The 26,951-nt window shown below is 68.0% G+C and carries 21 protein-coding genes; 9 read left to right on the forward strand and 12 right to left on the reverse strand.

What is annotated here, in order from left to right:
* Position 1: 1 nt before the first annotated feature.
* The 3 genes from FHW83_RS00950 to FHW83_RS00960 form a co-directional block, all read right to left on the reverse strand.
* Positions 2–2,053 (reverse strand): Mur ligase family protein, encoded by a 2,052-nt coding sequence (locus FHW83_RS00950; protein ID WP_176644506.1) that lies wholly within the window; start codon positions 2,051–2,053, stop codon positions 2–4.
* Positions 2,046–3,002, reverse strand: a complete 957-nt coding sequence (locus FHW83_RS00955; RefSeq protein WP_373997151.1) for a methyltransferase — start codon at positions 3,000–3,002, stop codon at positions 2,046–2,048. The genes FHW83_RS00950 and FHW83_RS00955 overlap by 8 nt, the downstream gene beginning before the upstream one ends.
* A 63-nt stretch (positions 3,003–3,065) precedes the next feature.
* Positions 3,066–4,589, reverse strand: coding sequence for a PAS domain S-box protein (locus FHW83_RS00960; protein ID WP_176644507.1), 1,524 nt, complete (start codon positions 4,587–4,589; stop codon positions 3,066–3,068).
* A 131-nt stretch (positions 4,590–4,720) separates the two neighbouring features.
* Between FHW83_RS00960 and FHW83_RS00965 the strand changes: the two genes are divergently transcribed.
* From FHW83_RS00965 to FHW83_RS00975, 3 genes are read left to right on the forward strand one after another with little or no spacing between them, the layout of a single operon-like run.
* Positions 4,721–5,737 (forward strand): polysaccharide deacetylase, encoded by a 1,017-nt coding sequence (locus tag FHW83_RS00965; protein ID WP_176644508.1) that lies wholly within the window; start codon positions 4,721–4,723, stop codon positions 5,735–5,737.
* Positions 5,734–6,348, forward strand: a complete 615-nt coding sequence (locus FHW83_RS00970; protein ID WP_218105908.1) for a hypothetical protein — start codon at positions 5,734–5,736, stop codon at positions 6,346–6,348. Before FHW83_RS00965 ends, FHW83_RS00970 begins: the two co-directional genes overlap by 4 nt.
* Positions 6,348–8,591 (forward strand): acyltransferase family protein, encoded by a 2,244-nt coding sequence (locus FHW83_RS00975; protein ID WP_176644509.1) that lies wholly within the window; start codon positions 6,348–6,350, stop codon positions 8,589–8,591. The genes FHW83_RS00970 and FHW83_RS00975 overlap by 1 nt, the downstream gene beginning before the upstream one ends.
* A gap of 1 nt (position 8,592) precedes the next feature.
* Here FHW83_RS00975 and FHW83_RS00980 read toward each other — a convergent pair whose 3' ends face one another.
* The gene (locus FHW83_RS00980; RefSeq protein ID WP_176644510.1) at positions 8,593–10,914 is read right to left on the reverse strand and encodes a glycoside hydrolase family 31 protein; all 2,322 of its coding nucleotides are present in this window, start codon (positions 10,912–10,914) and stop codon (positions 8,593–8,595) included.
* Positions 10,915–11,082: 168 nt separating this feature from the next.
* Between FHW83_RS00980 and FHW83_RS00985 the strand changes: the two genes are divergently transcribed.
* The gene (locus FHW83_RS00985; RefSeq protein WP_176644511.1) at positions 11,083–12,198 is read left to right on the forward strand and encodes a mechanosensitive ion channel family protein; all 1,116 of its coding nucleotides are present in this window, start codon (positions 11,083–11,085) and stop codon (positions 12,196–12,198) included.
* Here the strand turns inward: FHW83_RS00985 and FHW83_RS00990 are convergent.
* Entirely contained in the window at positions 12,195–12,701 is a 507-nt protein-coding gene (locus tag FHW83_RS00990; RefSeq protein ID WP_176644512.1) for a hypothetical protein, read from the reverse strand. The two genes, FHW83_RS00985 and FHW83_RS00990, sit on opposite strands and share 4 nt — an antisense overlap.
* A gap of 189 nt (positions 12,702–12,890) precedes the next feature.
* Here FHW83_RS00990 and FHW83_RS00995 point away from each other — a divergent pair, with 189 nt between their 5' ends.
* From FHW83_RS00995 to FHW83_RS01005, 3 genes are all read left to right on the forward strand, one after another.
* Positions 12,891–13,343 (forward strand): hemerythrin domain-containing protein, encoded by a 453-nt coding sequence (locus tag FHW83_RS00995; RefSeq protein ID WP_176644513.1) that lies wholly within the window; start codon positions 12,891–12,893, stop codon positions 13,341–13,343.
* 67 nt (positions 13,344–13,410) lie between these two features.
* Positions 13,411–13,605 (forward strand): hypothetical protein, encoded by a 195-nt coding sequence (locus FHW83_RS01000; protein ID WP_176644514.1) that lies wholly within the window; start codon positions 13,411–13,413, stop codon positions 13,603–13,605.
* Positions 13,606–13,725: 120 nt separating this feature from the next.
* On the forward strand, positions 13,726–14,910 hold the full coding sequence (locus tag FHW83_RS01005) for an ABC transporter substrate-binding protein (RefSeq protein WP_176644515.1): 1,185 nt from the start codon (positions 13,726–13,728) through the stop codon (positions 14,908–14,910).
* Position 14,911: 1 nt separating this feature from the next.
* Here the strand turns inward: FHW83_RS01005 and FHW83_RS01010 are convergent, their stop codons facing one another.
* The 5 genes from FHW83_RS01010 to FHW83_RS01030 form a co-directional block, all read right to left on the reverse strand.
* Complete coding sequence (locus tag FHW83_RS01010; RefSeq protein WP_373997152.1) at positions 14,912–15,871, reverse strand: AEC family transporter; 960 nt, start codon at positions 15,869–15,871, stop codon at positions 14,912–14,914.
* 2 nt (positions 15,872–15,873) lie between these two features.
* Positions 15,874–16,245: a cupin domain-containing protein gene (locus tag FHW83_RS01015; protein ID WP_176644516.1), complete on the reverse strand. Its 372-nt coding sequence runs from the start codon at positions 16,243–16,245 to the stop codon at positions 15,874–15,876.
* 1 nt (position 16,246) lies between these two features.
* Complete coding sequence (locus FHW83_RS01020) at positions 16,247–16,702, reverse strand: FKBP-type peptidyl-prolyl cis-trans isomerase (RefSeq protein WP_176644517.1); 456 nt, start codon at positions 16,700–16,702, stop codon at positions 16,247–16,249.
* Positions 16,703–16,800: 98 nt separating this feature from the next.
* Positions 16,801–17,406: a response regulator transcription factor gene (locus tag FHW83_RS01025; RefSeq protein ID WP_176644518.1), complete on the reverse strand. Its 606-nt coding sequence runs from the start codon at positions 17,404–17,406 to the stop codon at positions 16,801–16,803.
* A gap of 93 nt (positions 17,407–17,499) precedes the next feature.
* Positions 17,500–20,433: a sensor histidine kinase gene (locus tag FHW83_RS01030; protein ID WP_176644519.1), complete on the reverse strand. Its 2,934-nt coding sequence runs from the start codon at positions 20,431–20,433 to the stop codon at positions 17,500–17,502.
* A gap of 139 nt (positions 20,434–20,572) precedes the next feature.
* Between FHW83_RS01030 and FHW83_RS01035 the strand changes: the two genes are divergently transcribed.
* Positions 20,573–21,469 carry an alpha/beta fold hydrolase gene (locus tag FHW83_RS01035; RefSeq protein WP_176644520.1) on the forward strand — a complete coding sequence of 299 codons (897 nt, stop codon included), beginning with the start codon at positions 20,573–20,575 and terminating at the stop codon, positions 21,467–21,469.
* On the opposite strand, the gene FHW83_RS01040 is transcribed toward FHW83_RS01035, so the two are convergent.
* On the reverse strand, positions 21,462–23,651 hold the full coding sequence (locus FHW83_RS01040; RefSeq protein WP_176644521.1) for an ATP-binding protein: 2,190 nt from the start codon (positions 23,649–23,651) through the stop codon (positions 21,462–21,464). The genes FHW83_RS01035 and FHW83_RS01040 overlap by 8 nt on opposite strands.
* Before the next feature lie 3 nt (positions 23,652–23,654).
* Positions 23,655–25,049 carry an amino acid permease gene (locus tag FHW83_RS01045; protein ID WP_373997153.1) on the reverse strand — a complete coding sequence of 465 codons (1,395 nt, stop codon included), beginning with the start codon at positions 25,047–25,049 and terminating at the stop codon, positions 23,655–23,657.
* 212 nt (positions 25,050–25,261) lie between these two features.
* On the opposite strand from FHW83_RS01045, the gene FHW83_RS01050 reads away from it, so the two are divergent.
* Positions 25,262–26,935, forward strand: coding sequence for a sodium/solute symporter (locus FHW83_RS01050; protein WP_176644522.1), 1,674 nt, complete (start codon positions 25,262–25,264; stop codon positions 26,933–26,935).
* Positions 26,936–26,951 lie beyond the last annotated feature (16 nt).

Here is a 26,951-nt window from a genome sequence, read left to right on the forward strand (position 1 = left end):
TTCAGGCGGCGGGCGCCGCCTGTTGCGCCAGCCGCTCGGCGGCCGGCGCGTCGATGGCGTGGATCGCCTCGATCAGCGTGGCCACCTCGGTGCCGCAAGCGAACACCATCACGTCGCCCGGCAGGCAGGCCCGGTACGCCACCTGCACCGCCACGTCGGCGGCGGGATAGGTGCTGACCGCCGTGCCGGAGGCGGCGCCGCCAGCGGCGCGCGCGCCGGCGCTGATCAATTCCGCCGCGCCGCCCTGCGTCCGTCCCCTGCCCTGCGACTCATACACGTACAACTGGTCGAAATGCGCCGCGCAGGTGGCGCCGGTACGGACCAGGTCCTCGTCGCGGCGGTCGCCCGGCGCCGTCACCACCGCCAGCACGCGGCCGGCGGGACCGGCCAGCCCGCGCGCCAGCGTCGCCACGGCCGCATACGCCGCCGAGTTGTGCGCGTAATCCAGCACGATGTGCACCGGCCCCAGCTCGAACACGTTCGAGCGCAGCGGATTGGTGGCCGCATCCGATTCAAAGCTGGCCAGCGCCGCCGCGATCTGCTCCACGCTGAAGCCGGCCGCCACCAGCGCCGCCGTCGCCGCCATGGCGTTGGCGGTGTTATAGCGCGCCAGCCCGCCGCAGGTGGCCGGGATGTGGACGGCGGCGATCACCCGCTGCCGCACCCGCCGCTGGCCCAGCATGATGATGTCGTTCTCCAGCCACACCGCGTCGCCGCCCTGCTCCAGCTGCGCCAGCAACACCGGGTTATCGGGCCGCATGGAGAAATAGATGGCGCGCGCGTCGGGCGCCAGCCTTGATCGCGCGGCGACACAGTGCGCGTCGTCGGCGTTCAGCACCGCCACACGGGCCGCCTCCACCACCAGCGATTTCACGCGCGCCAGCTGCTCCACCGTGTGCACACCGTCCAGCCCCAGATGGTCGTCCGAGACATTCAACATGACGCCCACGCTGCAGCGGTCATACGCGAGGCCGCGCTTGAGCAGGCCGCCGCGCGCCGTCTCCAGCACCGCGAACTCGGTCAACGGCGACGCCAGCAGGCTGCGGTGCGACCAGTAGCCGGTGCAATCGCCTTCGGCATACAACTGACCGTCGAGCGTGATGCCCTGGGTGCTGGCGCAGCCGGTGCGATAGCCGGCCAGTTGCACCGCATGCGCGATCATCAGCGTGGTGGTGGTCTTGCCATTGGTGCCGGTGATGCCGATCACCGGGATGCGCGCCCGCGCCGGGTCCGCGTGCAAGGCCTGCGGCAGCATGCGTTGTTCGCCGCTGGGCGGGACCGCGCCCAGCACCGCATCCACCGCGTAGCCGCGCCGCCCCGGCAACAGGTCGACCTGCGCGTGCGCCAGCCCGAGGGTGGCGGCGGCGCGCTCGCACAGCTGCCGCACCGGCACCGTCGCGTGCCGGGCCACGCCGTCCATCACCTGCACCCGCAGCCGCTCGCCGGGCTGGCGTTGCGGCTTATGGAAGTCCTCGGCCGGCACCGGCAGCTGCGCCTCGATCAGCAGGGAGCGCATCAACTGCCGCCGCTGCAGCAAGGTGTTGCCGAGCAGCCGGTTGTCGTCGCCGGCATCGTCCACGTACCGCCACTGGCGGCTGCCCCATCCCAGCCGCAGCAAGCCGCCATGTTCGCTGATGCGCTGCACCGGCACACCCAGCGCGGCCGCCTCGCGCGCCAGCGCGCGGGCGCCGGGCGGCAGCTGCATCGCCGTCGCCAGCGCGCGCAACTGGCCGACCGCCGACGCCACGTCCGGCACGGCCCCGCGCGCGGAGGCGGCGATCAGATCCGCCGCCGCCTTGAGCGCCGCCTGGCCCAGGTGCTCCAACGCGTACTGCACCACCACACGCCAGCGCGATGGCACGTCGTCGGCTGGCTCGGCATGCATGAACTCCACCGTTTCGCCACAGGCCTGCTGCAGGTAGCGCGTGGTGTAGGCCAACTGCCAGCCGGCGTCCGGCAAGGCCGATTCGATCAGCGCGACCAGGCACGGGCTGCGGCTGTACAAATTGGCGCCGCGCAGCAGGCGTTGTTGCAGGATGCGCATCTCATTCATCCCCGGCGTCCTTTGCCGCCACCAGCCACACGGCGGCGATGCGCTCGGTCCCCGCATAGGCCGGGGTTTCCAGCTCCTCGCCGAAGACGTCGGGATCGATCTCCTCGTAGGTCCAGCGCAGGCCAGCCTCGTCGAGCAGCGCGGCGGCCTGGCGCAGGAAGGGATCCTCGCCGTCGGTGATGGCCACGCCGGTGTACAACCACAGGGCGCCGCCCATGCTCAGTCGGGCGATGGCCGCCTGCACGATCTGCAGCGACAGGCCGGCGCCCAGCGCGCCGCCGCCATGGCGGTAGGCGCGCTCGCCGGGATCGAGCAGGTACGGCGGATTGGCGACGATCAGGTCGAACTTGCCGTCGAGGTGATGCAGCAGGTTGCTGTGGCAACTGCGCGCGTTGTGCACGCCGGCCAGACGGATATTCAGGTCGGCCAGCGCCACGGCGCGCTCGTTGATGTCGGCGGCGATCACCTCCGCCTGCGGGAAGCGGCGCGCCAGCGTGATGGCGGCCGCGCCGCTGCCGCAACCGATATCGACGACGCGCCGCACCAGCTGCGGCGCCGGCGTCTGCTCCATGGCGCGCACGAAGCGGCAGGTGTCCGGGCCGAAGAACACGGCGTCCGCCTGGGTGGTCGGATAGGCCGAGTGGAACAGCCATTCGCCGGCCAGCGTGGACATGCGCAGCGTGCTGCGCAACAGCCCCTCCGAGGTCTCCAGCACGCCGGCCGCGCGCATGCGGCCCAGCAGTTCGGCGTCGATGGCGGCGGAGGTGAACGGCCGGTTCCAGCCGAAGATGTCGCGCAGCCCGGACGCCTGCGGCGCATGCGGGCGCGCCAGCACGCGGGCCTGCGTCAGCGGTGTCACGGTGGTGAATCGATAATGGCGGGCGCGCAGCGCGGCGCCCAATTCCAGCAGCGCTTGCCGCTGGGCGGGTGGGATGTGGTACGGGATCACGGACGCTCCTGTAAAACATCCATACTGACGCACCCGGTACGCGCACTGGGTGCGCTGCCGCACTTATAACACTTTTAATGTGCGAATCAGGTCGCTCAGGCGGTACGGCTTGGCGATCAGCTCGAAGTTGCCGATGTCCGGCATCTGGTCGCGCAGCGCGGCCTTGACGTAGCCGGAAGCCAGCACGATCTTCAGCTCGGGGAATTCGCGCCGCGCGATCTTGCCCAGCTCCACACCGCTCATGCCCGGCATGACCACGTCGCTGAACAGGATGGCGATGTCCGGCTGCTGGCGCAGCGTTTCCAGCGCCTGCGCGCCATTGTCGGCCGACAGCACCTCGTAGCCAAGGTGGGTGAACAGGCCGATCGCGGTCTCCAGCAGGTCCATCTGGTCATCGACCAGCAGCACCTTCTCGGCGCGCGCCACGGTTTCATCGGTCTCGCCCGACGCCGGCACCGCGGGGAAGTACAGCGACACCACGGTGCCCACGCCGACGTGCGAATCGAGCGTCAGCGCGCCTTCGCACTGCTGCATCATGCCGTACACCTGGCTCAGCCCCAGGCCCGTGCCCTTGCCGATCTCCTTGGTGGTGAAGAAGGGTTCCAGCGCGCGGGCCATGGTTTCCGCCGACATGCCTTCGCCATCGTCCTTGACCATGACGCGGATGTAGTGGCCGGCCGGCAGCCGCTCCACTTCGGCGTCCGCCAGCTTGACGGCGTCGATATCGACCAGGACTTCGCCGTCGTTCTTCATCGCGTCGCGCGCGTTGACCACGAGGTTGAGCAGCGCCGATTCGAACTGGGTGGGATCGATCATCGCGCGCGGCAGGTCGGGCGCGATGTGCAGGTGCAGCTGCATGTCGTCGCGCAGCGCGCGCCGCAGCACCGCCTCGAACGAACGGATCACGCGCGAGACGTCGTGCGCCTCCTGCCGCAATGGCTGCTGGCGGGCGAAGGCCAGCAACTGCTGGGTGAGCGAGGCGCCGCGCTGGGCCGCGCGCGACATGGTGTCCACCGACTTGGCGATGGCGGCGGGATCCTTGGACATGCGCAGCAGTTCCAGCCCGTTCATGATCACGCTGAGCAGGTTGTTGAAGTCATGCGCGATGCCGCCGGTCAGCTTGCCGATGGCCTCCAGCTTCTGCGACTGGAACAGCGCCTCGCGCGCGCGCTCCAGCTGCTCGGCGGCGACGCGGCGCTCGGTGATGTCGCGCGTGATCTTGGCGAAGCCCAGCAGCTCCCCCTTGGGATCGACGATCGGATCGATCACAACGCTGGCCCAAAAGCGGCTGCCGTCCTTGCGCACGCGCCAGCCCTCGTCCTCGAACTTGCCGGTGGTGCGCGCCACCTCCAGCGCCCATGCCGGCCGGCCGCGCGCGCGGTCCTCGTCGGTATAGAACATGGAGAAATGGCGGCCAATGATTTCTTCCGGCGGGTAGCCCTTGAAACGCTGCGCGCCGGCGTTCCACGTGACCACCGTGCCGTCGGGCGACAGCATGTAGATCGCGTAGTCGGTCACGCCCATGATGAACTGGCGAAACCGTTCCGCTTCTATCGCATCGACACTGGACAAGGCACTTTGCTGCATGGTTATCCTTCATGGCTGGTTGATTCATTTTACTTGAGCGGCAGCGGTTCAGGCGCACTTCTTGATCAAGCGCATGCCGGCGGCGTTGGCGATGCTTACACTGGTTCGATCGCCGTCGCCGAGGTGCCGTCATGCGCGTCTGTTTCACAATCGATACGGAGTTCAGTATTGCCGGGGCTTTTGCCAATCCGACAAGGCAGCCGGTGGGCGTGCCGATGGTGCGCTGCGATGTCGATGGCCGCTCGCAGGGACTGGCGTTCTTGCTGCACTGCTTCCGGCGGCACGGCATGCAGGCGACCTTCTTTATCGAGACGATGCAGCGCCATTACTTCCGCGATGATCCGATGTGCAAGCTCGCGCAAAGCATCGTTTGTCATGGACACGAACTGCAATTGCATGTGCATCCATGCTGGTCGGTGTTCCAGCACGCGGACTGGCGCCAGCGGGTCGCGCGCGCGCCGCGCCAGGACGACCTGGCCGGACGCGCGCTGGATTCCACCATCGGCTTGCTACGCGAAGAACAGCAAGCATTTGCGCAGTGGGGGCTGCCGCCGCCGCAGGTGTTCCGCGCGGGGAGCCTGCAGCACGACGAGAATCTGTATCGCGCGCTGGCCGCCGCCGGCATCCCGTTCAGTTCCAATATCGGTCTCGGTGTCTATGACAGCGGCCTGGCGGACTACCAGTTGCTGGCGGGCCGCCACATGCGGCATGGTGTGCTGGAGTGTCCGGTACTGACGTTCGCCGACTGGCCCGGGCACCGCAAGACGGTCTCGGTGTCCGGCACCAGCTTCGCCGAGATGCGCGGGCTGTTGGAGCAAGCCTATGCGGCGGGACTGGAGCTGGTGGTGATCCTCAGCCACCCGTTCGAGTATGTGCAAAGTCGCGGCGACGGTTTCCATCTGTTGCGGCGGCACGCTGTGAATCAATCGCGGCTGGAGCGGCTGTGCGCTTACGTGGCCGCGCATCCGCAACGCTTCCAGGCCGGCGGGCTGGCGGCGGCCGCCGCGCAACCGTTGACGCCAGCGTCGTCGCGCAATCCACTGCTGCGCGGCCGCCCGTGGCATACCGTCGCCCGCCTCGCCACGCAAGTGATGTATGACCGTTACGGCCAGCTGCTGCTCGCCGCCCGGCACGCGAGGCAGCCATGATCCGCGGCGCAACCATGCTGGCCCGCGCCGCCGCCAGCGCCGTGCGGAGGATGGTGGCGCGGCAGGAGCAACGCTACGGCACCTGGCGCGGCGCGGTGCGCCTGCTGCTGGCACTCACCGCACTGCGCTGCGGACTGCTGTCGGCCTTCCGCCTGCGCCAGCCGCAGCCCGTGCGGCGCGTGGTGTTCGTCTGCCTCGGCAACATCTGCCGCAGCGCCTACGCCCACCGCGTGGCCGCAAGCGTGGGCATGCCGGCGGCATCGGTCGGACTGTCCACCTGCACCGGCGCCGCTTCCCCCGATTGTGCGCTGCGCGCCGCCCGGCGCGGCGGCCTCGATCTCGGCACGCACCGCGCCACCGACCTGCGCGACTTCGACATCCAGCCCGGCGACCTGCTGGTGGCCATGGAAATCCGCCACGCGCGCGAACTCCGGCGCCGCCTGGCCGGCCGCGACGACATCCAGATCGTCCTGCTGGGCCTTTGGTGCGCGCCGCCGACGCCGCACCTTCACGACCCATATTCCCTGTCCGACGCCTACTTCGACCACTGCTTCGCGCGCCTGCGCCAGGCGGTCCTGGCCCTGCACCACACATTGAAACGGAGCGCCTGATGAACCGTTCATTCTCCATCTACCTCGACCTGGTGCGCGTGGCCAGCGCGCTGCTGGTGGTGCTGTACCACTCGAACCTTCGCCTGCTCAGCGTGGACAAGCTGCCGCTCAGTGACCATGGCCACGCCGCCGTCATCGTCTTCTTCGTGCTGTCCGGCTATGTGATCGCCCACATCACCGCCACGCGCGAAACCACACCACTCGACTACTGGGCCAGCCGGCTGGCGCGCCTGTACTCGCTGGCCCTGCCGGCGGTGTTGCTCACGCCCGTGCTGGATCTGCTGGGCGAAGCCATGGCGCCGCAGTTCTACGACGGCCGCACCACCCACGACCTGGGCTGGCTGCGCATCCTCGCCAGCCTGGCCTTCCTGAACGAGACGTGGACGCTGTCCATCATGTCCTTCTCCAACGTGCCCTATTGGTCCTTGTGCTATGAGTTCTGGTACTACGTGCTGTTCGCCATCCTCGCCTTCACGCGCGGACGCAAGCGGCTGTTGTACGCCAGCGCGGCGATGATGCTGATCGGCCCCAAGATCCTGCTGCTGGCGCCAGTGTGGGCCACCGGCGTGCTGCTGCAGCGCTGGAACGCCTTGAAGCACGTCGGTCGCCGCCCGGCCGCCGCCCTGCTGCTAGCCTCCTGCGCTGCTTATGTCCTGTTCCATGCGTACGGCCTGACCGAGGCCGGCAGCGCGTGGCTGCGCCAGTTAATCGGCGCGCATTGGCACCAGCAGCTGGCGTTCTCGCGCTACTTCATCACCGACTACCTGCTCGCCCTGATCGTGGCCTGCCACTTCATCGCCGTGCGCGCGCTGTCGCCGCCGCTGCAGGCCGTGGCGCCACTGGTGCGCGCGGCCGCCGCCTGCACCTTCAGCATCTACCTGCTGCACCAGCCGCTGATCCAGTTCTACGCGGCGCTGTTCAATGGCGATCCCTCCGGACCGGGCTTCTACCTGCTTACCATGGCGGCGGTATTCGCCAGCATCATCGCCATCGCCGTGGCGACGGAGCGCCAACGGCATCACTGGCGCCACTGGATACGGCGCATGCTCGCACCGCCCACGCCGCAGCCGCTGCCGGCCGTGGTACTCGGCATCGACACGCCGATCGGCCTTGCCATCATCCGCGACCTGGGCCGGCATGGCGTGAAGGTGCATGGCATCGCGCGCGGCGAGGGAGCGCCGGGACTGGCCTCGCGCTACCTGCATCGCGGAATCCTGCGCGCCGACGACGTGCCGGCCCAGTTACGCCGCCTGGCCGACGAGATCGGCTCGGCGGCGCTGTTCGCCATCTCGGAAACAGACATCATGACCCTGAACCGCGCGCGCGCCGAACTGCCCTCCTATCGCTTCATGTTCCCCGACGCGGCGCGCATGGAGCGCGTGCTGCGCAAGGACCTGACCTATGCCGCCGCCGCGACCGTCGGCGTATTCGTGCCGCGCACATGGCATCCGGCCAGCATCGAGGACTGCGCGATGGCGGCGGCGCAAGTACGTTACCCGGTGGTGCTGAAGTGGGCCGATCCCAACGCCATGATCCCGCTGCTGCGGCAGGCCGGCCTGGCGCTGCAAAAGCTGCAGCATTGCGCCGACGCGCCTGCGCTGACGGCATGCCTGCGCCGGTACCAGCCGCTCGGCCGCTATCCCATGGTGCAGGAATACTGCGCGGGCCATGGGCTTGGGCAGTTCGTGCTGATGAAGGATGGCAAAGCGTTATACCAGTTTCAGCACCAGCGGCTGCACGAGTGGCCGCCGGAGGGCGGCACCTCGACCCTGTGCGTCTCGCTGCCGCCGGAGCGTCACGCGGAGTTGATGCGGCGCTCGGTGGCGCTGCTGCGCGAGCTGGCGTGGGAAGGCGTGGCGATGGTCGAGTACCGCTACGATTCCGCGACCGGGCGCGCCGCGCTGATGGAGGTGAACGGACGCTTCTGGGGCAGCTTACCGCTGGCTTGCCAGTCCGGCGCGCACTTCCCATGGTATTGCTACCAGGCGTATGGACTTGGGCGGGAGGTGGCCGCCACACCGTATGCGGCAAACGTGCGATGCAGGTATATGACGGCGGAGACCAAGCGCCTGCTGCGCGTGCTGTCGTGGCGCGAACTGGCCGGCTACCTGTTGGAGTTTGTACGGCCCCGCTCGGGCTACTTCGTGTTCGACTGGCGGGATCCGATGCCGCTGTGGCGCGACTTGCGCCACAGCGTGCTACAGCGGGTGCGGGAGCACCGCTATCTGGCCAAGGCCAAGTGACTTACTTGCCGATCACCGTGACCTTGGCGGAACCGCCGCCACTCAGCTTGCCGGCCGCGTCGTCCCATTTCAGGACGGTGACGGTCGACTTGCCCTTCTCGTAGTCATAGCTCACGCCATCGTCGTCATACAGGCGGAACTCGCCGTTCTTGCCCGGATAGACGTTGATGTCGGCGATGGCCTGCTTGGTGGCGGTGGATTGCACCTCGGCGCCGATCGGCACGATCGAACCGGCTTTCACGAACACCGGAATCTGATCGATCGGCGCGGCCACTTTCACCCAGCGGCCGCCGGACAGCTTCTCGTTGGTCCAGAAGTTATACCAGTCGGCGCCGGCCGGCAGGTACACGTCCTTCTCGGTCTGGCCCTGCTCCGTCACCGGCGCCACCAGGAAGGCCGGGCCGAACATGTACTGCGTGCCGATATTGGCCACGTTCGGATCGTTGGCGAAGTCCATCCACAGAGGGCGCATGAACGGCGCGCCGGTATCGTGCGTGAACTTGGCCTGCGAGTAGATGTAAGGGATCAGCTGATAGCGCAGCGTGTCGAAGCGCGCCATCACCGCCTCCGCCTGTTTGCCGAAGGCCCAGATCTCGGCCGCCTTGCGTTCGCCGTGCAGGCGCAGCGTCGGCATGAAGGTGCCGTACTGGAACCAGCGCGTCAGCAGCTCCGGGTAGTCGTGGTAGTTGCCGACGACGTCGCGCGCATCGGAAGGATCGAGCAGCGGCGGCTTCACGGCCGACGATTCACGCGGCAGGTTCTGCCAGCCGCCGATGTCGTTGCCCCAGTAGGCGATGCCGGACGCGGTCATGTTCAGGCCAGTCGGCACCTGGCGCGCCAGCGCTTCCCAGGTCGGATGGATGTCCGAGGACCAGAACAGCGCGCCGGTGCGCTGCGAGCCCAGATAGGCGGCGCGCGACAGGATCAGTACACGCTTGTTCGGCTTCCACGCGCGCATGTTCTCGGCCACGCCCTCCACGTGCAGCAGCGGGAACAGGTTGTGGTAACGGTCGCCCGAGCCGATCGAGTAGAAGAAGCCGCTCGGCACCAGATCTGGCTCGGTCTCGTCCAGCCACGGGTAGTCGAAGCCCTGCGACAGGATGTTGTCGCGCGCCTTCTCCCAGAACCACTTGCGGGCGGCCGGGTTGGTCGGGTCGATCAGGCCACCGGTGCGGTCGGAGCGGAACGGCAGGCCGTCCACGGTCTTGCCGTCCTTGTCCTTCAGCAGGTAGCCCTTGGCGTCCAGCTCATTGAAGTAGCGGCCCGAGGTCTCGTAGCGCGGCCAGATCGAGATGATGGACTCCATGCCCATGTCGTGCAACTGCTTGTTCATGCCTTTCGGGTCCGGGAACTGGGCCGGATCGATGTCCATCTGGCCCATGCGGGTCCAGTAGAACCAGTCCACCACCATCACGTCCAGCGGATACTTCTTCTGGCGGTAGGTGTTCGCCACACGCAGCACTTCCTGCTGGCTGTCGTAGCGGGCTTTCGACTGAATCAGGCCGAAGGCGGATTTCGGCGGGATCGGCGTCTTGCCGGTCACGCGCGCGTAGCCCGAGTAGATCTCTTCCGGCGTCGAGCCGGTGATGATGAAGAAGCTCACGCGCTCACCCACGTTCGACTGGAACGCCGTGCGGCCGTTCACGCCGGCCACGAAGCGGGTGGCGGACGGGTTGTCCCACACGATGCCGTAGCCCTTGGACGACACCATGAACGGCACGCACACGCTCTCGCCGGCCGGGGCGTCATACCAATGCTTGCAATCGAGGACGCGGCCGCGCAGGTCCAGCGCGCCCAGCGACTCCTGGTTCTGGCCCATGCCGTAGTAGTGCTCATCGCGCGCCACGGAGAACGAGGCTCCAACCTGGAAGGTCTTCTCGGTGTTGACGGTTTGCGGCGACATCTCCCAGCCGTTCATGCTGACGATTTGCTCGCCCTTGGCGTTCAGCACCTGCAGGCCGACCGGCGCCAGCGACGGCGCGAAGTATTTCTGGCCCTGGGTCGGCACCGATGGCGGCGGCGCCGGATTCACGCGCACCGTCATGGCGGAGGAAGTGAAGACATCGACGTCGCGGCCGCCGCCGGTGTGGCGGAAGGCGCTGTTGTCGCTGTTCTTGGGCAGGATGCCGTAGCCTGGGCCTTTCAGCACCTCGGCCTTGTCGACGGCGATGGTGACGTGCACCACGTTCGGGCCGTAGGCTTCAATCGACACAAAGGCGCCATCGCGGTCCAGGGTGGCGATCGGCGCGGCGAATGCGGTTGCGGAAAAGGCGAAAATCGATGCGAGCGCGGTAAATACCGGCGTATGGGCGAGCAGTCTCATAATCCTCTCTTATCGTGGAGATGTGGCGAGCATTGTGCGTCTTCATTTTCGAAATATCAATTACGAAAATCACCAAGTGCGGCTATGAAAAGAGTGATGCAACGAACAGAACCCGCCGCGCCGCCAGCCTAGCATGGTGCACTTTAGCCCATCTGACAGGAGAGCGGTTTGAATATCCAACGCTATCTCGCGCCATTTTCCAATGTGGACGGTGAAGAGCTGCTGCTGGCGGCCGGCGCCACCGTCGTCACCTTCGTGGCGATCTACACCTTCCTGCGCCTGCTGCGCAAGCGGCTGTGCCGCCACGACGAAGCCGGCCGCTCGGACCGGCCCATGGTGCAGTTGCTGAAGGAAACGCTCAACCGCACCAGCATGCTGGCGGTGCTGGTGATCTCGCTGCTGGTCGGCCTGAAAACGCTCGAACTGACGCCGCTGTGGGAGGAGCGGCTGGGCCATCTGTGGTTCATCGTGCTGGGACTGCAGCTGGTGATGTATCTCGACCGCGCCGCCACGCTGGGCGCGCGCCGCTACTTCCGCAACCATGCCGAAACCCCGGACTCCCCCACCACCGTCGCCCACACCCTGATGGTGTGGGCGCTGAAAACCACGGTGTGGGTGGTGTTCCTGCTGGCCGCGCTGTCCAACCTGGGCATCAACGTGTCCGCGCTGGTGGCCAGCCTGGGGATAGGCGGCATCGCCGTGGCGCTGGCGGTGCAGAATGTGCTGGGCGACCTGTTTGCCTCGCTGTCGATCGCGGTCGACAAGCCGTTTGAAGTCGGCGACGCCATCGCCATCACCAACGTCTCCGGCACGGTGGAACATGTGGGCCTGAAGACCACCCGCATCCGCTCGGACTTCGGCGAGCAGATCGTCATCGGCAATGGCGAACTGCTGAAGAACGTGGTGCGCAACTACAAGCGCATGCAGAACCGCCGCGTGCAGTTCTCGCTGCGCATCAACCCGTCGACGCCGGCCGCGCTGGCGGCCAAGGTGCCGGACGCGCTGATGGCCGTGATCAGCCGCCAGCCGGACGTGCGCGCCGACCGCGTGCATCTCAAGTCGGTGACGCAGGACGCGCTGGAATTCGAGCTGGTGTTCTACGTGCTGAACTCCTCCTACCTCAACTACATGAACGCCCAGCAGGCGGTGTTGCTGGGCGCCCTGGAAGTCTTCAGTGAGCTGGGCGTCGATGCCAGCGCGCCGACCCGCCGCCTGCAGTTCGAACAGGGCGCGGCCAACGAAATGATGCAGCCGGAGCGCCGGCAGCAAACACGCCCGCATTAAGGCTTGAGCTTTTCGTCCTCCGCCTGGGCTTCTTCCATGGCGTCGGGCTCCAGTTCCTCCGCCGAACGGTTAAGATGCACGAACACGCCCCATGCCGCCAGCAGCACGCCGACGCCGGCCACCAGCGCGGCCACGTAGAGCAAGCCGCTGGCATCCTCGTGCACGGCGCGGAAGGTGGCCACCAGCGCCTCTATCGCCAGCGCCACCACGACCACCACGAAAAAGCGCGACAGGAAGCGGCGCACGCGCGTGGGCGCGCTGATATCGGCGTCGCGCACCACTTCCTCCTCGATGATGGTCTCGGCGATCTGCAGCGCCACCACGGCGGCGGCCACGATGCCGATCGCCTCGATCACCTCCTGCGCGGCGGCCAAGCCGCTGCCGGCGTGCGCCGCCTGCCAGCCCAATTGCGCGCCGACGACGATCAGGAACAGCGCCCCGGCCGCGAACAGCAAGGCGATCATCGCGTGCACCACGCCAAAGGCCAGCATCAGGTGTTTCATGGTCAGCTCCGTGGAATTGTTTGGCGCATTGTAGAGCCCACGCCGCGCGCCGATTGTGCGCCAGTGCACCATGCCGCCGTCGCCAGCGTCTGGGTGGCGGCGATAAGCGTGAAATTCTTGATCTGAATCAAAGTTTTGTTGCATAAACGAATGGCAGAATGCACCTGGCTTAATCAAGGACAAACCAAGATGTACAAGATTTCGACGTATCTGGATCAGGATCACCGCCGCTGTGACGAGCAATACGCGGTGGCCGAATCGGATGTCAACCTGCGCAACTGGGACGCGGCGCGCAAGCACTTCGATGTGTTCATCAGCATGTTCGACTGCCACCTGGACAAAGAAGAGCGCGTGCTGTTCCCGCGTCTCGACCACGCGCTGGGCAATGGCTACGGTTCCTCGGTGGTGATGCGCCAGGAGCACCGGCAGATGCGCATCATGGCGGCGCGGATGCGGAGCGCCATCGACCGCCGCGACTACGACGCCTTCCACGAACAATCCGCCCATTTACGCGCGCTGGTGCGCCAGCATCATTTGAAAGAGGAACGCCTGCTGCATCCGCAAGCCGACCTCCTGCTGGCGGACCAGGCCGAGGCAACCATCGCGGCCATGGACAACCTTTACCACGTCGAAGCCGCATGACGACCGCCTTGTACATTGCCGGCGCCGCGCGTTCAGCGAGTGCCCACACCATCACGAGAACCCCATCATGAAGCCCACCCTCAGTGTCACCATCAACCGCCAAGGCGCCCGCATCCACCGCATCATCGACGACATCACCTACCCCACCCGCACCAGGAAGCCGGAGATCCGCCGCGACCCGATGGTGGCGGCACTGTTCGGCGCCGCCTCCGCGCCGAAAGAGACCGGCGACGCCAATTTCCGTCCCAAACCGCGCGGTTGACAGGGCGGCAACCGGCGGCTCCAGGCAGTTGACATACAATGTGGCCACGGCCACACTGTATGCATGCTTACCTCCTTCTTTCGATCAGGTTGGGCGAAACGCCTGCTGTGCACAGCATTGATGCTGCCCGGTGCCGGCGCCGCCGAGAGCCTGGTAATCGATTACGTGGTTTCCAACAGCCCGCAGCGCAGCGCGTGGATCGGCATCATCGAGCAGTTTGCCGCCGCCAACCCGGACATCCAGATTTCGCACCACGGCTATCCGCAGGAGCAGTACAAGCGCGACTTCACCGCCCGCCTGCGGGACAAGCCGGCCGACGTGGCGTTCTGGTACGCCGGCGAACGGTTGCGCGACGCCGCAAAAAACAAACTGCTTTCCCCGCTCGACGCCGACATGGTGGCGCTGCTGAGAAAGCAGAAATTTGTCGCCAACGCCATCGAGGGGACGCGCGTCGATGGCGAGGTGTATGGCTTCCCGCTGTACTACTATGCCTGGGGCTTCATCTATCGCAAATCGCTGTTCGAACGGGTGGGCGTGCGGCCGCCGGCCACCTGGAACGAGTTCCTGCAAGTGTGCGAACAGCTGAAGGCGGCGGGCGTCACGCCGCTCGGCCTGGGCGCGAAAAACGCGTGGCCGGCGGCCGGCTGGTTCGACTATCTGAACTTGCGCATCAATGGCCTGGACTTCCACCACAAGCTGCTCAACGGCGACGCCCGTTTCACCGACGCGCGCGTGCGCGAGGTGTTCGATACCTGGGGTGAGCTGCTGCGCAAGGGCTACTTCCTGCAGGCGACCATGGACCAGGACTGGGACCGCGTGCTGCCCTACCTGTACCGCAACCACGTGGGCATGATGCTGACGGGGAGCTTCGTCGCCGCGCGCTTCCCGCGCGCCATCGCGGCCGACATCGGCTTCTTCGCCTTTCCGGCGCTGACACCGGGCATGCCGACCTACGAGGAAGCGCCGCTGGACGTGCTGGTCCTGCCGGCCAACGGGGCCAACCCCAAGGCGCGCAAGCGTTTCCTGACGCATCTGGCGGAGAGCGGCGCGCTGCGGCGCATCGCGGACGCCGATCAGACCCTGCCCGCCAAAGCCGGCACCGGCTCGGCCAACGTCATGCTGGCCGACACCACCAGCGCCACCGTGGCCTCGGCCGCCGGACTGACCTACTTCTTCGACCGCGACGCCAAGGCGGAACTGGTGGCGCCGGCGTACGAGGGCTTCCGCCAGTTCCTCAAGGCGCCGCACGACACCGAGCAGGCGGTCCGCTACATCGAACAAGCGCGCCGCAAGGAACCGCTGTGATTCAAGCCGGATGCACGATCCACATCCACGCGCTCAACGTGAAGAAGGAAGTCACCATGCAGATCAGCAGCGCGGCGGCGCTGCGGTCGGCCTCCCCGTAGGCCTGCGCCAGGATGGGGTAAATGCTCAGCATCGGCATGGCCGCCATCAGCAGCGCGGCCGCGCGCAGATCGGGCGCCATCGGCACCACGCCCAGCAACGGCAGCAGCGAGGCCACCAACAGCACGGCCAGCGGATGGCCGATGAGTTTCGCCGCCACCAGCGGGATCACGCGCTGCCAGCCGCTGGTGAGCGACAGGCCAAACAGCGTGCCGCCGATCGCGAACAGCGACACGCTGCCGCTGGCCTGCGCGAACAGGTTCACGGTGCGCACCACCGGCTGCGGCAGCTTCACCTCCGCCAGGCTGACGACCAGTCCCGCCATCACCGCCAGCACCAGCGGATTGCGCGACAGCCGGCGCACCGATTGCCAGGCGGCCTGGCGCCAGGTGCCCCCGCCGCCGTCACGCGCGCTTTCCGCCAGCGCCAGCAGGATCGGCAGCATCACCAGGTTCTCAACGATCACGTTCAGCCCCAGCGCCACGCCGGCCACCGGCGCCACCGTCAGCATCAGGATGGGGAAACCGATAAAGCTGCTGTTGGAGCAGGACACGCCCATGGCCAGGAAGGTGGCGCGGGTGCGGTTCAACCCGCCCAGCCGGCGGCCGGCCGTGTAGGCCAGCGCCAGCATCAGCAAGGAGCCGATCAAATAGGACAGCAAATACGCGGGATGCAGGATCTCGCCGATGCGGCGCTGCGCCAGCGCGTTGAAAATCAGCGCCGGCAAGGCCAGGTTGAGCACGAACTTGCCGAACACCTGCATGTCGGTGCGGGCGAAAAGGCCCATGCGCGTCGCCAGGTAGCCGGACAATACGACCAGGTAAATCGGCCCGGTGATCGCGAGAATATCGAGTAAAACCACAATTAACCTTCGGCGGGACGGTCGACGATGACGTAATGCTTTTTGACCGGTTCGACCACCTCGAACACGCCCTTGAAGTTGGCCGGGATGACCATGGCGTCGCCAGGTCCGGCCTCGGCGGCGTGGCCATCCTCGTCGATCACGCGGCAGCGTCCTTCCAGCACGTAGAAATATTCATCCTTGTGCGGCCCGAAGGCGATGCGCCAGCTGCCGCGCTCACACGCCCAGACACCGGCCATCACCGCGCCGCTGGCACTGGTGTAGTGATTCCACGTGGTGCGCAGCGGATTGCCCACCAGCCGCCGCTCGGCGCGCGGATGGTCATGCTCCGGCGTTGGCGACTGCAGGCGGAATTCAGTGATGGCGGGCTTCATCTCAGCGCACGTCCAGCAGCTCGACGTCGAAGATCAGGGTGGCGCCCGGCGGGATCGGGCCGGCGCCGCTGTCGCCGTAGCCCATGTTGGCCGGCACGATCAGCGTGCGCTTGCCGCCCACTTTCATGCCTTTGACGCCTTCGTCCCAGCCCGGGATCACCTGGCCGGCGCCCAGCGCGAAGCTGAACGGGCCGCGTCCGCTGGACGAATCGAACTGCGCGCCGTGCGTTTGCGGCGCGTTCGGCTCGTACAGCCAGCCGGTGTAGTGCACCACGGCGGTGGCGCCGGCCACGGCTTCCTTGCCCTCGCCGGTCACGGTGTCGATCTTCTGGAATGGCACGGCGGCGGCCGACGCGGATGCCGAGGCCGAGCCGGCCGCCGGCGCCTTGGCGCGCTCGCAGCCGGCCAGCGTCATCAGGGACAGGCCAATCAGGCAGGTGGAAAGCAGTCGTTTCATATTGTTCTCAAGGTCGATGGGGCCCTGAATATAGGGCAAACCCTCGAGCTTGTCGATACCCGGACGCGACAAATCGCTGGCGCGGCGGCCATCCGGGCCTAGTTCGCTTCCCAGTAACCGCGCCGCAGGGCGATCATCACGGCGTGGGTGCGGTCGCGGGCGTCGAGCTTTTGCAGGATGGTTTTCATGTGGGCCTTGATGGTGTCCTCGCTCAGGCCGAGGCTGGCCCCGACCCTCTGGTTGGAGTTGCCCTCGGCGACCGCGCGCAGCACCTGGATCTCGCGCTTGCTCAGGGCGTCGTCCTGGAAGCTGTTGGCCAGGGTGCAGGCGATTTGCGGCGGCAGCATGCGCTGGCCGGCGTGCACCGCCAGGATGTAGTCGCTCAGGTCGGTGCGCGCGAGGTTCTTCAGGATGTAGCCGCTGGCGCCGGCCTTGAGCCCGCGCGTCACCTGCACGTCGCCACTGTAGGTGGTCAGGATGATGATGCGGGCCTTGGGATTGAGGTCGAGGATCGCGGTGGTGGCGTCGATGCCGTTCAGGCCCGGCATCTGCAAGTCCATCAGCGTGATGTCGGGGCGGAACTGCTGGTACAGCGCGACCGCGTCCCTCCCGTCGCTGGCCTCCGCCACCAGCGCGAAACGCGGATTGGCCGCCAGTACGGCCGCGATGCCGCTGCGCAGCAAAGGATGATCATCGGCAATCATCACACTGATTCTGTCGTCGCCCCGGCTCAACATGGCTATGCTCCTTGGTTATCCCGCGCGAGCGTATCACCGGCGGCGCCGGATTTCATCACCCTATCGGGTATAGGCCAGCGCGGCCGGCAACACCAGTTGCCATTCGGTGCCGCCGCCCTGCTCGCTGCGCAAGACCAGCCGCGCCTGGATGCGCGCCGCGCGTTCGCCCATGCCGCGCAAGCCCCAGTGGTTCTGGCGGCCGCCATCGCGCACCACGTCCGCCGGCAGGCCGCGGCCGTCGTCGCGCACGACGCAGCGGAATTCCAGCGTGCCGTACTGGAGCTCGACATCGATGTGTTGGGCCTGCGCGTGGCGGTAGGCGTTGGCCACCGCCTCGGTCAGGATGGCCAGCGCCTCCTGGTACATCGCCGGCTCAAGCTCGCGCGCCGTGCCGCGCACGCTCAGGCGCACCGGATTGGCGGCGTCCGGCCGCAGGCGCGCGGCGGCGACCCGCACGGCGTCGGCGAAGTTCAGCGTGTCGATCTCCTCCTCGCCGCGCAGGTCGCGGATGCGGCCCCGGCCCTCGTCGACCACGTCGTCGGCCTGGCGCAGCGCGGTTTCCAGCTGCTGGCGCGTGGCGTCCATCGGCGGCAGCCGCATCACGGCCGCGTGCACGTGCAGTATCAGGCCCTGCACCGATTGCAGCAAGGTGTCGTGCAGCTCGCGCGCGATGCGTTCGCGCTCGCTGACACGCTCCCGCAGCCGGCTCGCCATCCGCCGCCGCAGGCGCTGGATGTGCCAGCGGTAGGCCAGGTAGGCCATCGCCAGCAGCAGCACCGCGCACAGCGCCCTGAACCACCAGCGCTCGGTCAAGGCCGGCGCGATGGTGAAGCGCAGCACGCTGTCGCGCCCGCTCCACTGGCCGTTGTAATCGGAGGCCATCACGCGGAAATGGTAATCGCCGGCGCCGAGGTTGCTGTAGAAGGCGCTGCGGCGCGCGCCGGCCTCCTGCCATTCCTCGTCGACCTCGTCCAGGCGATAGCGGAAGCGCAGCTTCTCCGGCATGGCCAGCGCCGGCACCGTGTAATCGATCTGCAGGGCCGAACGGCCGGCGGCGAAGTGGACGTCCGCCAGCGCCGACCGGCCCTCCCCTGGCGCGCCGATGGTCTTGATGATCACCGGCCGCGCCGGCGCCGACGGCAGCGCCGCCGCCGGGCGCAGCCGGAACACGCCGGTCGAGCGCACCACCCACAGCCATCCATCGGACGACAGCACCAGCGACGGCGACGGCGAGACGCGCGGCGCGGCGCCCTCCAGGCCGTCGCGCTGGTCGATGCGCTCATAGCGCGGGCGATAGGCGTGGTCCTGCCGGAAGCGGGCGATCTCCGCCGCCGGAATGCGGAACAGCGCCGTCAGCCCGTTGAGCCACAGGTCGCCGTTGTCCAGTTCGACGATGCCGGATATGCCGTCGAAATTCTCGCCGTCGGCGCCGCACAGCTTGACGAAGCGGTCCTGTTCCAGCAGCGCCAGCCCGTCGTCGCCACCGGCCCAGACATGGCGGCCGCGCGGATACAGCGCCATCACCAGCCCGATGTTCAGTCCCTCCGCCGCGCCATAGCCGCGCCAGGCGCCGCCATCGGCGTGCAGCACCTGGTTGGCGTACCCGCCCAGCCAGACGCCGGTGGCGTCCGAGCGCGCCATGGTCGTGACCTCGCCGACGTTCCCGACTTTTTCCCAGTCGCCGCCGGGCTGGCGCCGGTACAGGCCGTGCCGCCTGAGCGCCACCAGCAGGCTGTCGTCGCGGTCGGCCAGCACGCCGGTGACCATCACCCCGGCGATGGCCGGCGGCAAGGCGACGGTGCGGCTGTCGCGCCCCTGCACCCGGCGCAGCGCGCCAAACGACGCGGCCCACAGCGCGCCATCGGCGGTGCGGGTGTAGCCGGTCACCAGATCGCTCCAGCCCTCGCCGCCGGCCGGCCACAGCGGCGCGGCGGCGGACGGCCCGTCATCCGTGGACGACACATGGTAGGGGCCGATCCAGGCGCCGCCCCGCGCGTCGGCCATGATGGCGCCGCCGATGGCGCGCTCCGGCAGCGCGATCCGCGTCAGGCGGCCGCCGCGAAAGCGGTCGATGCCATTCGAGGTGGCGCTCCACACATTGCCCTCGCTGTCCTCGAACAGCGCGCCCACCGCGCGTCCGCTCAGGCCATGCGGCGGCGTGGTGCCCGAGACACCCCGCGCGGTGCGGTATTCCAGCCCGTCCTTGAGTCCCACCCAGAGGTCGCCTCGGCGGTCGAACAGCAAGCTGGTCGGATCGCCCAGGTGACTCCACCACGACGGCGCCCTGGCTTGCGGCCCGGCCAGCAGGTTGAAGCGGGCACGCGCGGCGTCCCAGCTCACCACGCCGCCATCGGGCAGGTTGAACAGCACGCCGGTGCCGCTGTCGACCGCCGCCCTGGCGAACTGGCTGGCGCCGGGACGCAGGAAATACACGCCGCCGTCGCCCTGCGCCCACAGCACGCCCTGGCGGTCGCGCATCAGCGTCTTGAACCAGCCATCTGGCAGGCCCCACGACGCCGCCGGCGCCTGCCAGCGCTCGTTTTCCAGGTAGAACATGCCCTTCGCCGTGGCGGCCCAGGTGCGGCCGTCGCCATCGCGCTCGATGCCCCACACGGCGCGCCGCGGCAGGCCGTCGCGCTCGCCGTAATTGCGGATGCGCCCGTCGCGCAGCAGGCCGGCGCCGCCGGTGCGGTAGCCGATCCACAAGGCGCCGTCGGCCATGGCGTTGACCAGGCTGACGTTGCGGGTCAGCAGCGGGGCGTTGGCTGGCGCGAACTGTTCGAACTGGATGCCGTCAAACCGATACAGGCCGGTCGGCCCGCCCAGCCACAGCCAGCCGTCCGGCGTCTGGGTGATGGACAGGACCATGGGCGGCGCGCCGTCGCGGGCGGTCCAGCTGGTGTGGTGCAGATTGATGGCGGGAAGCGGCGCGCGCGCCAGGCCCATGGCCGGAAGCAGACAGCACGACAGCAGCGCGAGCAACCAACGTTTCATGGGAAATACGAGCGGTCAGGAATTGTTATTCGGAATTTTTCTACCACGGCAAATATTGTATAGAAAGAATTCACCCGATAGTGGGTATATCGGGGCAAGCCGCATGGCTATCCTGTGCGCTCAACCAAAGGAGATCATCATGTTGCGCACTTTTACCAAGCTGGTCTGGATAGCCCTGCTGTTCTTTTCCGCCACGGCCCGGGCCGAGGCGCCCAAGAGCCAGTTCGCCGAGGTCAACGGCGTGCGGCTGCACTACCTGTCGGCCGGCAAGGGCGACCCGGTCATCCTGCTGCACGGCTACACCCAGTCCAGCCACATGTGGCTGCCGCTGATGGCCCAGCTGTCGAAGGACCACCTGGTGATCGCGCCCGACCTGCGCGGCTTCGGCAAGTCCGGCCTGCCGCCCGGCCCCTACACCAAGTCGGTGATGGCGCAGGACGTGCACGCGCTGGCGGCCAGCCTCGGCGTCAAGTCGGCCAAGGTGGTCGGCCATGACATCGGCCTGATGGTGGCCTATGCCTACGCCGCCCAGTATCCGCGGGAGGTCAACAAGATCGCGCTGATGGACGCCTTCCTGCCCGGCGTCGGCAACTGGAAGGATGTCTGGCTGCTGCGCGACCTGTGGCACTTCCATTTCTACGGCGAGACGCCGCTGGCGCTGGTGCAGGGCCGCGAGCGCACCTACTTCGAGCACTTCTGGAACGATTTCGCCGCCGACAAGACCAAGTCGCTGAGCGAGGCCGACCGCAAGTTCTACGCCGCCGAATACGCCCAGCCGGGCCACATGAAGGCCGGCTTCGAGGTGTTCCGCGCGTTTGCCCAGGATGCCGAGGAATTCGCCGCCTACGCCAGGACGCCGCTGACGATCCCGATGCTGGTGCTGACCGGCGAGAAGGCCTCCGGCGAATTCCTGATCCAGCAGGCGCGCCTGGTGGACAGCAACGTCGAGGGCGTGATCATCAAGGGCAGCGGCCACTGGCTGATGGAGGAAGCCACCGCCGAGGTGGTGCCCAAGCTGGTGCAATTCCTCAAATAAGCTGCAGCCCGGCCAGCGCCTGCTCCAGTTCCTGCCCGAGCGCCGCCAGTTGCGGCGCCACGGCGTCGAGCTGGCCGGCGTCGGCCAGCTTTTCGATGCGCGCGCAACGCGTGTGCACGGCGTCGGCGCCCAGGTAGGCGGCCGCGCCCATCAGGCTGTGGGCGGCCAGCGCCACGGCGCCGGCGTCCCCTGCCGCCAGCCCCTGCCGCGCCACCTCCAGCAGGCGCGGCCCCTCGCCGAGGAAGGCCGCGCGCATGGCGCGGTACAGCTTGTCGTTGGCCTGCGGCTGCGGCACGCCGGCGGGCGGCGGCGGCGCCACGCCAAACATGGCGTCCAGCTCGGCCAGCGCCGGGCGCTGCCCCTGCGCCGCGCGCAGTTCGCCGATCAGCGGCCGGCCGCGCGCCTGCAAGGCCGCCAGCTGGCGCGCGATCTCGGCGTGCAATTCATGTTCATCGATGGGCTTGGCCAAGAAGCCGCTGGCGCCGGCCGCCAGGAAGCGCTGGCGGTCCTCGGCGGTGGCGTTGGCGGTCAGCGCGATCACCGGCAGGGCGGCGTCGCGCACGCCGTCCAGGCCGGCGCGCAGGCGCTGCAGCGCGGCCAGGCCATCCATGCGCGGCATGCGGCCATCGAGGATCACCAGGTCGTAGTCGCGCGCGGCCAGTTCCTCCAGCGCCGCCACGCCATCCTCGACCAGGGTGATCAGATGCCCCATCTCGCCCAGCAGCTCGCGCAGGATGATCTGGTTGGTGCTGCCATCCTCGGCGCACAGCACGGCCAGCCGCGCCGCGTGCGGCCGCAGCGGCGCGGCCGGGCGCGCTGGCGCCGGCGTGCCGCGCGCCAGCGGCAGGCGCACACGGAACACGCTGCCGACGCCGGGCTCGCTGCTGGCCTCGATATGGCCGCCCATGGCGGCCACGATGTTCTTGCAGATCGCCAGCCCCAGCCCGGTGCCGCCATACTTGCGCGCGGTGGCGGCGTCGGCCTGCTCGAACTTCTGGAACAGCCGGCCCAGCGCCTCGGGCGCGATGCCGATGCCGCTGTCGCGCACGCTCAGCACAATGCCCTGCCCGGCCTGCTCGGCGACGCTGACGCGCACCTCGCCGTGCTCGGTGAACTTGATGCCGTTGCCGACCAGGTTGACCACCACCTGGCGCAGCCGGGTCGGATCGCCGCGCCACCAGGCCGGCAGCGCCGGGTCCAGCTCGGCGATCAGCGAGATGCCCTTGGCCTCGGCGCGGTCGGCCAGCAGGTCGACCACGTCGCGCAGCAGCGTGGCGAGGTCGAAGTCCAGCGTTTCCAGCGGCATCTTGCCGGCCTCCAGGCGCGAGAAATCGAGGATGTCGTTGATGATCTGCAGCAGCACCTCGGCGTTGCTCAGGCTCAGGCGCAGCTTGTCGTGGGTGTGCGGCGCCAGCCCGCTATCCTTGAGCGCCGAGCGCAGCATGCCGATCACCCCGCCCAGCGGGGTGCGCACCTCGTGGCTGATCATGGCCAGGAAGTCGCTCTTGAGCTGGCTGGACACCTCGGCCGCGCGGCGCGCCGCCAGCGCTTCGGCGTTGCGCGCGTGGATGGCGCGCTCGCGCACCAGCGCGCCGGCCAGGCCGTGCAGCAGATAGGTGCAGGACACGCTCAGCACCGCCGCCACCAGCAGGAAGTTCAGGCTCAGGATGGCCCAGTGCGCGAGCGGGCTGAGCGACACCACCGCCATGCCCGGCTCGATGCCGCCCAGGTAGCCGGCCAGGAACAGCGTGGCGCCGCACCCCAGCAGCGCCAGGGTGGCGGCGCCGGCGCCGATCAGCACGGTGCACAGCACCGGCACCGCCAGCAGGTAGATCTGCGACAGCGGCCCCAGCGAGAACAGCAGCACCACCGCGATCAGGTAGGCGATCGCCAGCAGCGCGCCGGCGCGCCAGCGGTAGGGAATGCCGCGGCGGAAATGCAGGACCGCCGTGCCGGCCAGCGCCGCCACGTCCGCCAGCGCCAGCGGCCAGTGCCCCTGGCGCACGCTGCCCCACATGCTGGGCAGCACCGCCAGCAGGCCGAACCAGAACGCCACCGCGCACAGGCCGTCGAGCAGCCGGCTGCGCCAGTCCTGCAGGTCGTGCTCGCCCTGCGCGCGCGCTTGCATGCGGCGGTACAGGGCGGCGCGCCAGGCGCCGCGGGGCAGGCCGTCCCTCGACACCGGTCAGCGCGCCGGGTTGAGCGCCGAGCGGTGGCGCGCGTAGCTGAAGTACACCACCAGGCCGATCGCCAGCCAGACCATGAAGGCGATCCAGGTCACCGCGCTCAGGAACACCATCAGCGCGCCGCAGAACAGGATGGCCAGCGCCGGGATCAGCGGCACGCCCGGGCAGCGGAACGCGCGCGGCAGGTCGGGACGCCGCCTGCGCAGCACGATCACCGCCACCGACACCAGGCAGAACGCGGCCAGCGTGCCGATATTGGCCAGTTCGCCCAGCACCTGCAGCGGCACCAGCGCGCCCAGCAGGCCGAACACCAGCCCGACCAGCCAGGTGGCCACGATCGGCGTGCCGGCGCCGTTCAACGCCGACAGGCGCGCCGGCAGCAGGCCGTCGCGCGACATGGCGTACAGCACCCGGCTCTGGCCGAAGGCCATCACCAGGATCACGGTGCTCATGCCGAGGATGGCGCCGAGGTCGACGAAGCCGGCGAACCAGTTCTCGCCGGCGAACTGCAGCGCCAGCGAGACCGGATGGTCGACGCCCTTGAACTGGGCGAACGGCACGATGCCGGTCATGATGCCGGTGACGATCACGTACAGCACGGTGCACACGGCCAGCGAGCCGATAATGCCGATCGGCAAGTCGCGTTTGGGATTCTTCACCTCCTCGGCGGCGGTGGTCACGGCGTCGAAGCCGATGAAGGCGAAGAACACCAGCGCGGCCGCGCTCATCACGCCGTTCACGCCGTACGGCATGAACGGCTGCCAGTTGGCCGGCGCCACGTGGCGCGCGCCCACCAGGATGAACAGCAGCACCACGCCGATCTTGACCACCACCATGATGTTGTTGATGCGGGCCGACTCGCGCACGCCCAGCGACAGCATCACGGTCAGCACCATCATGATCAGGAAGGCCGGCAGGTTGAAGAAGGTGGCCACGCCCGGGATGGCGCCCGGCGCGGCCGACAGCGCCGCCGGGATGTGCAGGCCGAAGCCGCCCAGCAGCGACTGGAAATAGCCCGACCAGCCGACCGACACCGCCGAGGTCACCAGGCCGTATTCGAGGATCAGGTCCCAGCCTATCATCCAGGCGACGATCTCGCCGAGGATGGCGTAACTGTAAGTATAGATGCCGCCGGCAACCGGCAGTATCGAGGCGAATTCCGCGTAGCACAGGGCGGCGAAGCCGCAGGCGAACGCCGCCACCACGAACGACAGCGCCAGCGCCGGGCCGGCCGTGGTGGCGCCGCTGCCGGTCAGCACGAAGATGCCGGTGCCGACGATGGCGCCGATGCCCATCAGGACCAGGTCGATGGGCCCAAGGACCTTCTTCAATCCCCCCGGCGTGGCGCTGGCCGCGCGCATGGCGTCGAAATCCTTGGTTCTGAAAATACTCACTGCCGCCTCCATTGCTTGTTAAAACTGCACTATCTTGTCAAAGCGCGGCAGTATGACACAAACAGGCGGTCTTGGCCGCAAAGCGCGCGCCGCCGCGCGCCGCGCCGGCGATTATGAATTTCACCAACCAGCACAATAATTCTTCCGCAAGTGCGCTGCCGGGCCCGCTCTTGGGCAATAATGCGGACCGGGTTCTTTACTGTGAGCTATTCATGACCGCTTTTTCGACTCTCGATACCATTGTTTTCCTGGTGTATTTCGTCCTCGTCGCCGGCTACGGCCTGTGGGTGTACAAACGCCGCCAGAGCAACTCCGGCCTGGCCTCGCACGACTACTTCCTGGCTGAAGGCTCGCTGACGTGGTGGGCCATCGGCGCCTCCCTGATCGCCTCCAACATCTCCGCCGAGCAGTTCATCGGCATGAGCGGCTCCGGCTACCGCATCGGCATGGCGATCGCCGTGTACGAGCTGATGGCGGCCGCCACGCTGGTCATCGTGGCGGTGTTTTTCATGCCAGTGTATCTAAAACACCACATTTACACGATGCCGCAATTCCTTGAGCAACGCTACGGCAAGGCGGTGGCCACCACCATGGCGCTGTTCTGGCTGGGCCTGTACGTGGTGGTCAACCTGACCTCGATCCTGTACCTGGGCGCGCTGGCGATCAGCAGCCTGTCAGGCATCGCCCTGCTGCCGTGCATGCTGTTCCTGGCCGTGTTCGCCGCCATCATCACGCTGGGCGGCATGAAGGTGATCGGCTACACCGACGTGGTGCAGGTGACCTGCCTGGTGATCGGCGGCCTGGTGACCACCTGGCTGGCGCTCGACATGGTGGCGGCGCTGGCCCAGGGCCACGGCGCCCTGAAGGGCCTGACCGAGCTGTACGCCAGCACCCGCGACCACTTCGACATGGTGCTCAAGCGCGACAACCCGAACTATATGGACCTGCCGGGCCTGTCCATCCTGCTGGGCGGCATGTGGATCGTCAACCTGAACTACTGGGGCTGCAACCAGTACATCACCCAGCGCGCGCTGGGCGCCGACCTGCCGACCGCGCGCAAGGGCCTGCTGTTCGCGGCCTTCCTCAAGCTGCTGATGCCGGTGATCGTGGTGCTGCCGGGTATCGCCGCGTTCGCGCTGGACCGCTCCGGCGTGCTGGGCGACGCCATGCGCCAGGGCGGCGAGCTCAATCCCGACCGCGCCTACCCTATCCTGCTGGGTCTGCTGCCGTCGGGCCTGAAGGGCGTGGCCTTCGCCGCCCTGACCGCCGCCGTGGTGGCCTCGCTGGCCGGCAAGGCCAACTCCATCGCCACCATCTTCACGCTGGACATCTACAAGAAGCTGTTCAACCGCGAGGCCAGCGAGCAGCGCATGGTGTGGATCGGCCGCCTGACCGTGGTCGCGGCCATGCTGCTGGCGGTGCTGATCGCGCCGCTGCTGGGCATCGACAAGCAAGGCGGCTTCCAGTACATCCAGGAATACACCGGCTTCGTCTCGCCGGGCATCCTGGCCATGTTCCTGATGGGCTTCTTCTGGAAACAGACCACCTCCGGCGCGGCCATGTTCGCCACCGTGGGCGGCCTGATCGGCTCGATCATCCTGAAGTTCCTGCCGACCATGACGGACCTGTCCTTCCTGGTGCCGATCGGCTTCGCCAAGGCCAACGCGGCCGGCGTGGCGGAAATCCCCTTCCTCGACCGCATGTTCATCGTGTTCTTCGTGGTGGTGGCCGGCATGGTGCTGATCAGCAAACTGTCGCCGCAACGCGGCGCCGACAGCAAGGGCCTGGAGATCGACACCTCGCTGTTCCGGGTCGACCGCGGCTTCGCCTTGGGCACCGCCGTGATCGTCACGGTGCTGGTGGCGGTGTACGCGCTGTGGTGGTAAGCGCCTGAAGTGCGCA

Origin of the sequence: Duganella sp. SG902 (genome assembly GCF_013376005.1) — a bacterium.
Taxonomy (GTDB): Bacteria; Pseudomonadota; Gammaproteobacteria; order Burkholderiales; family Burkholderiaceae_D; genus Rugamonas.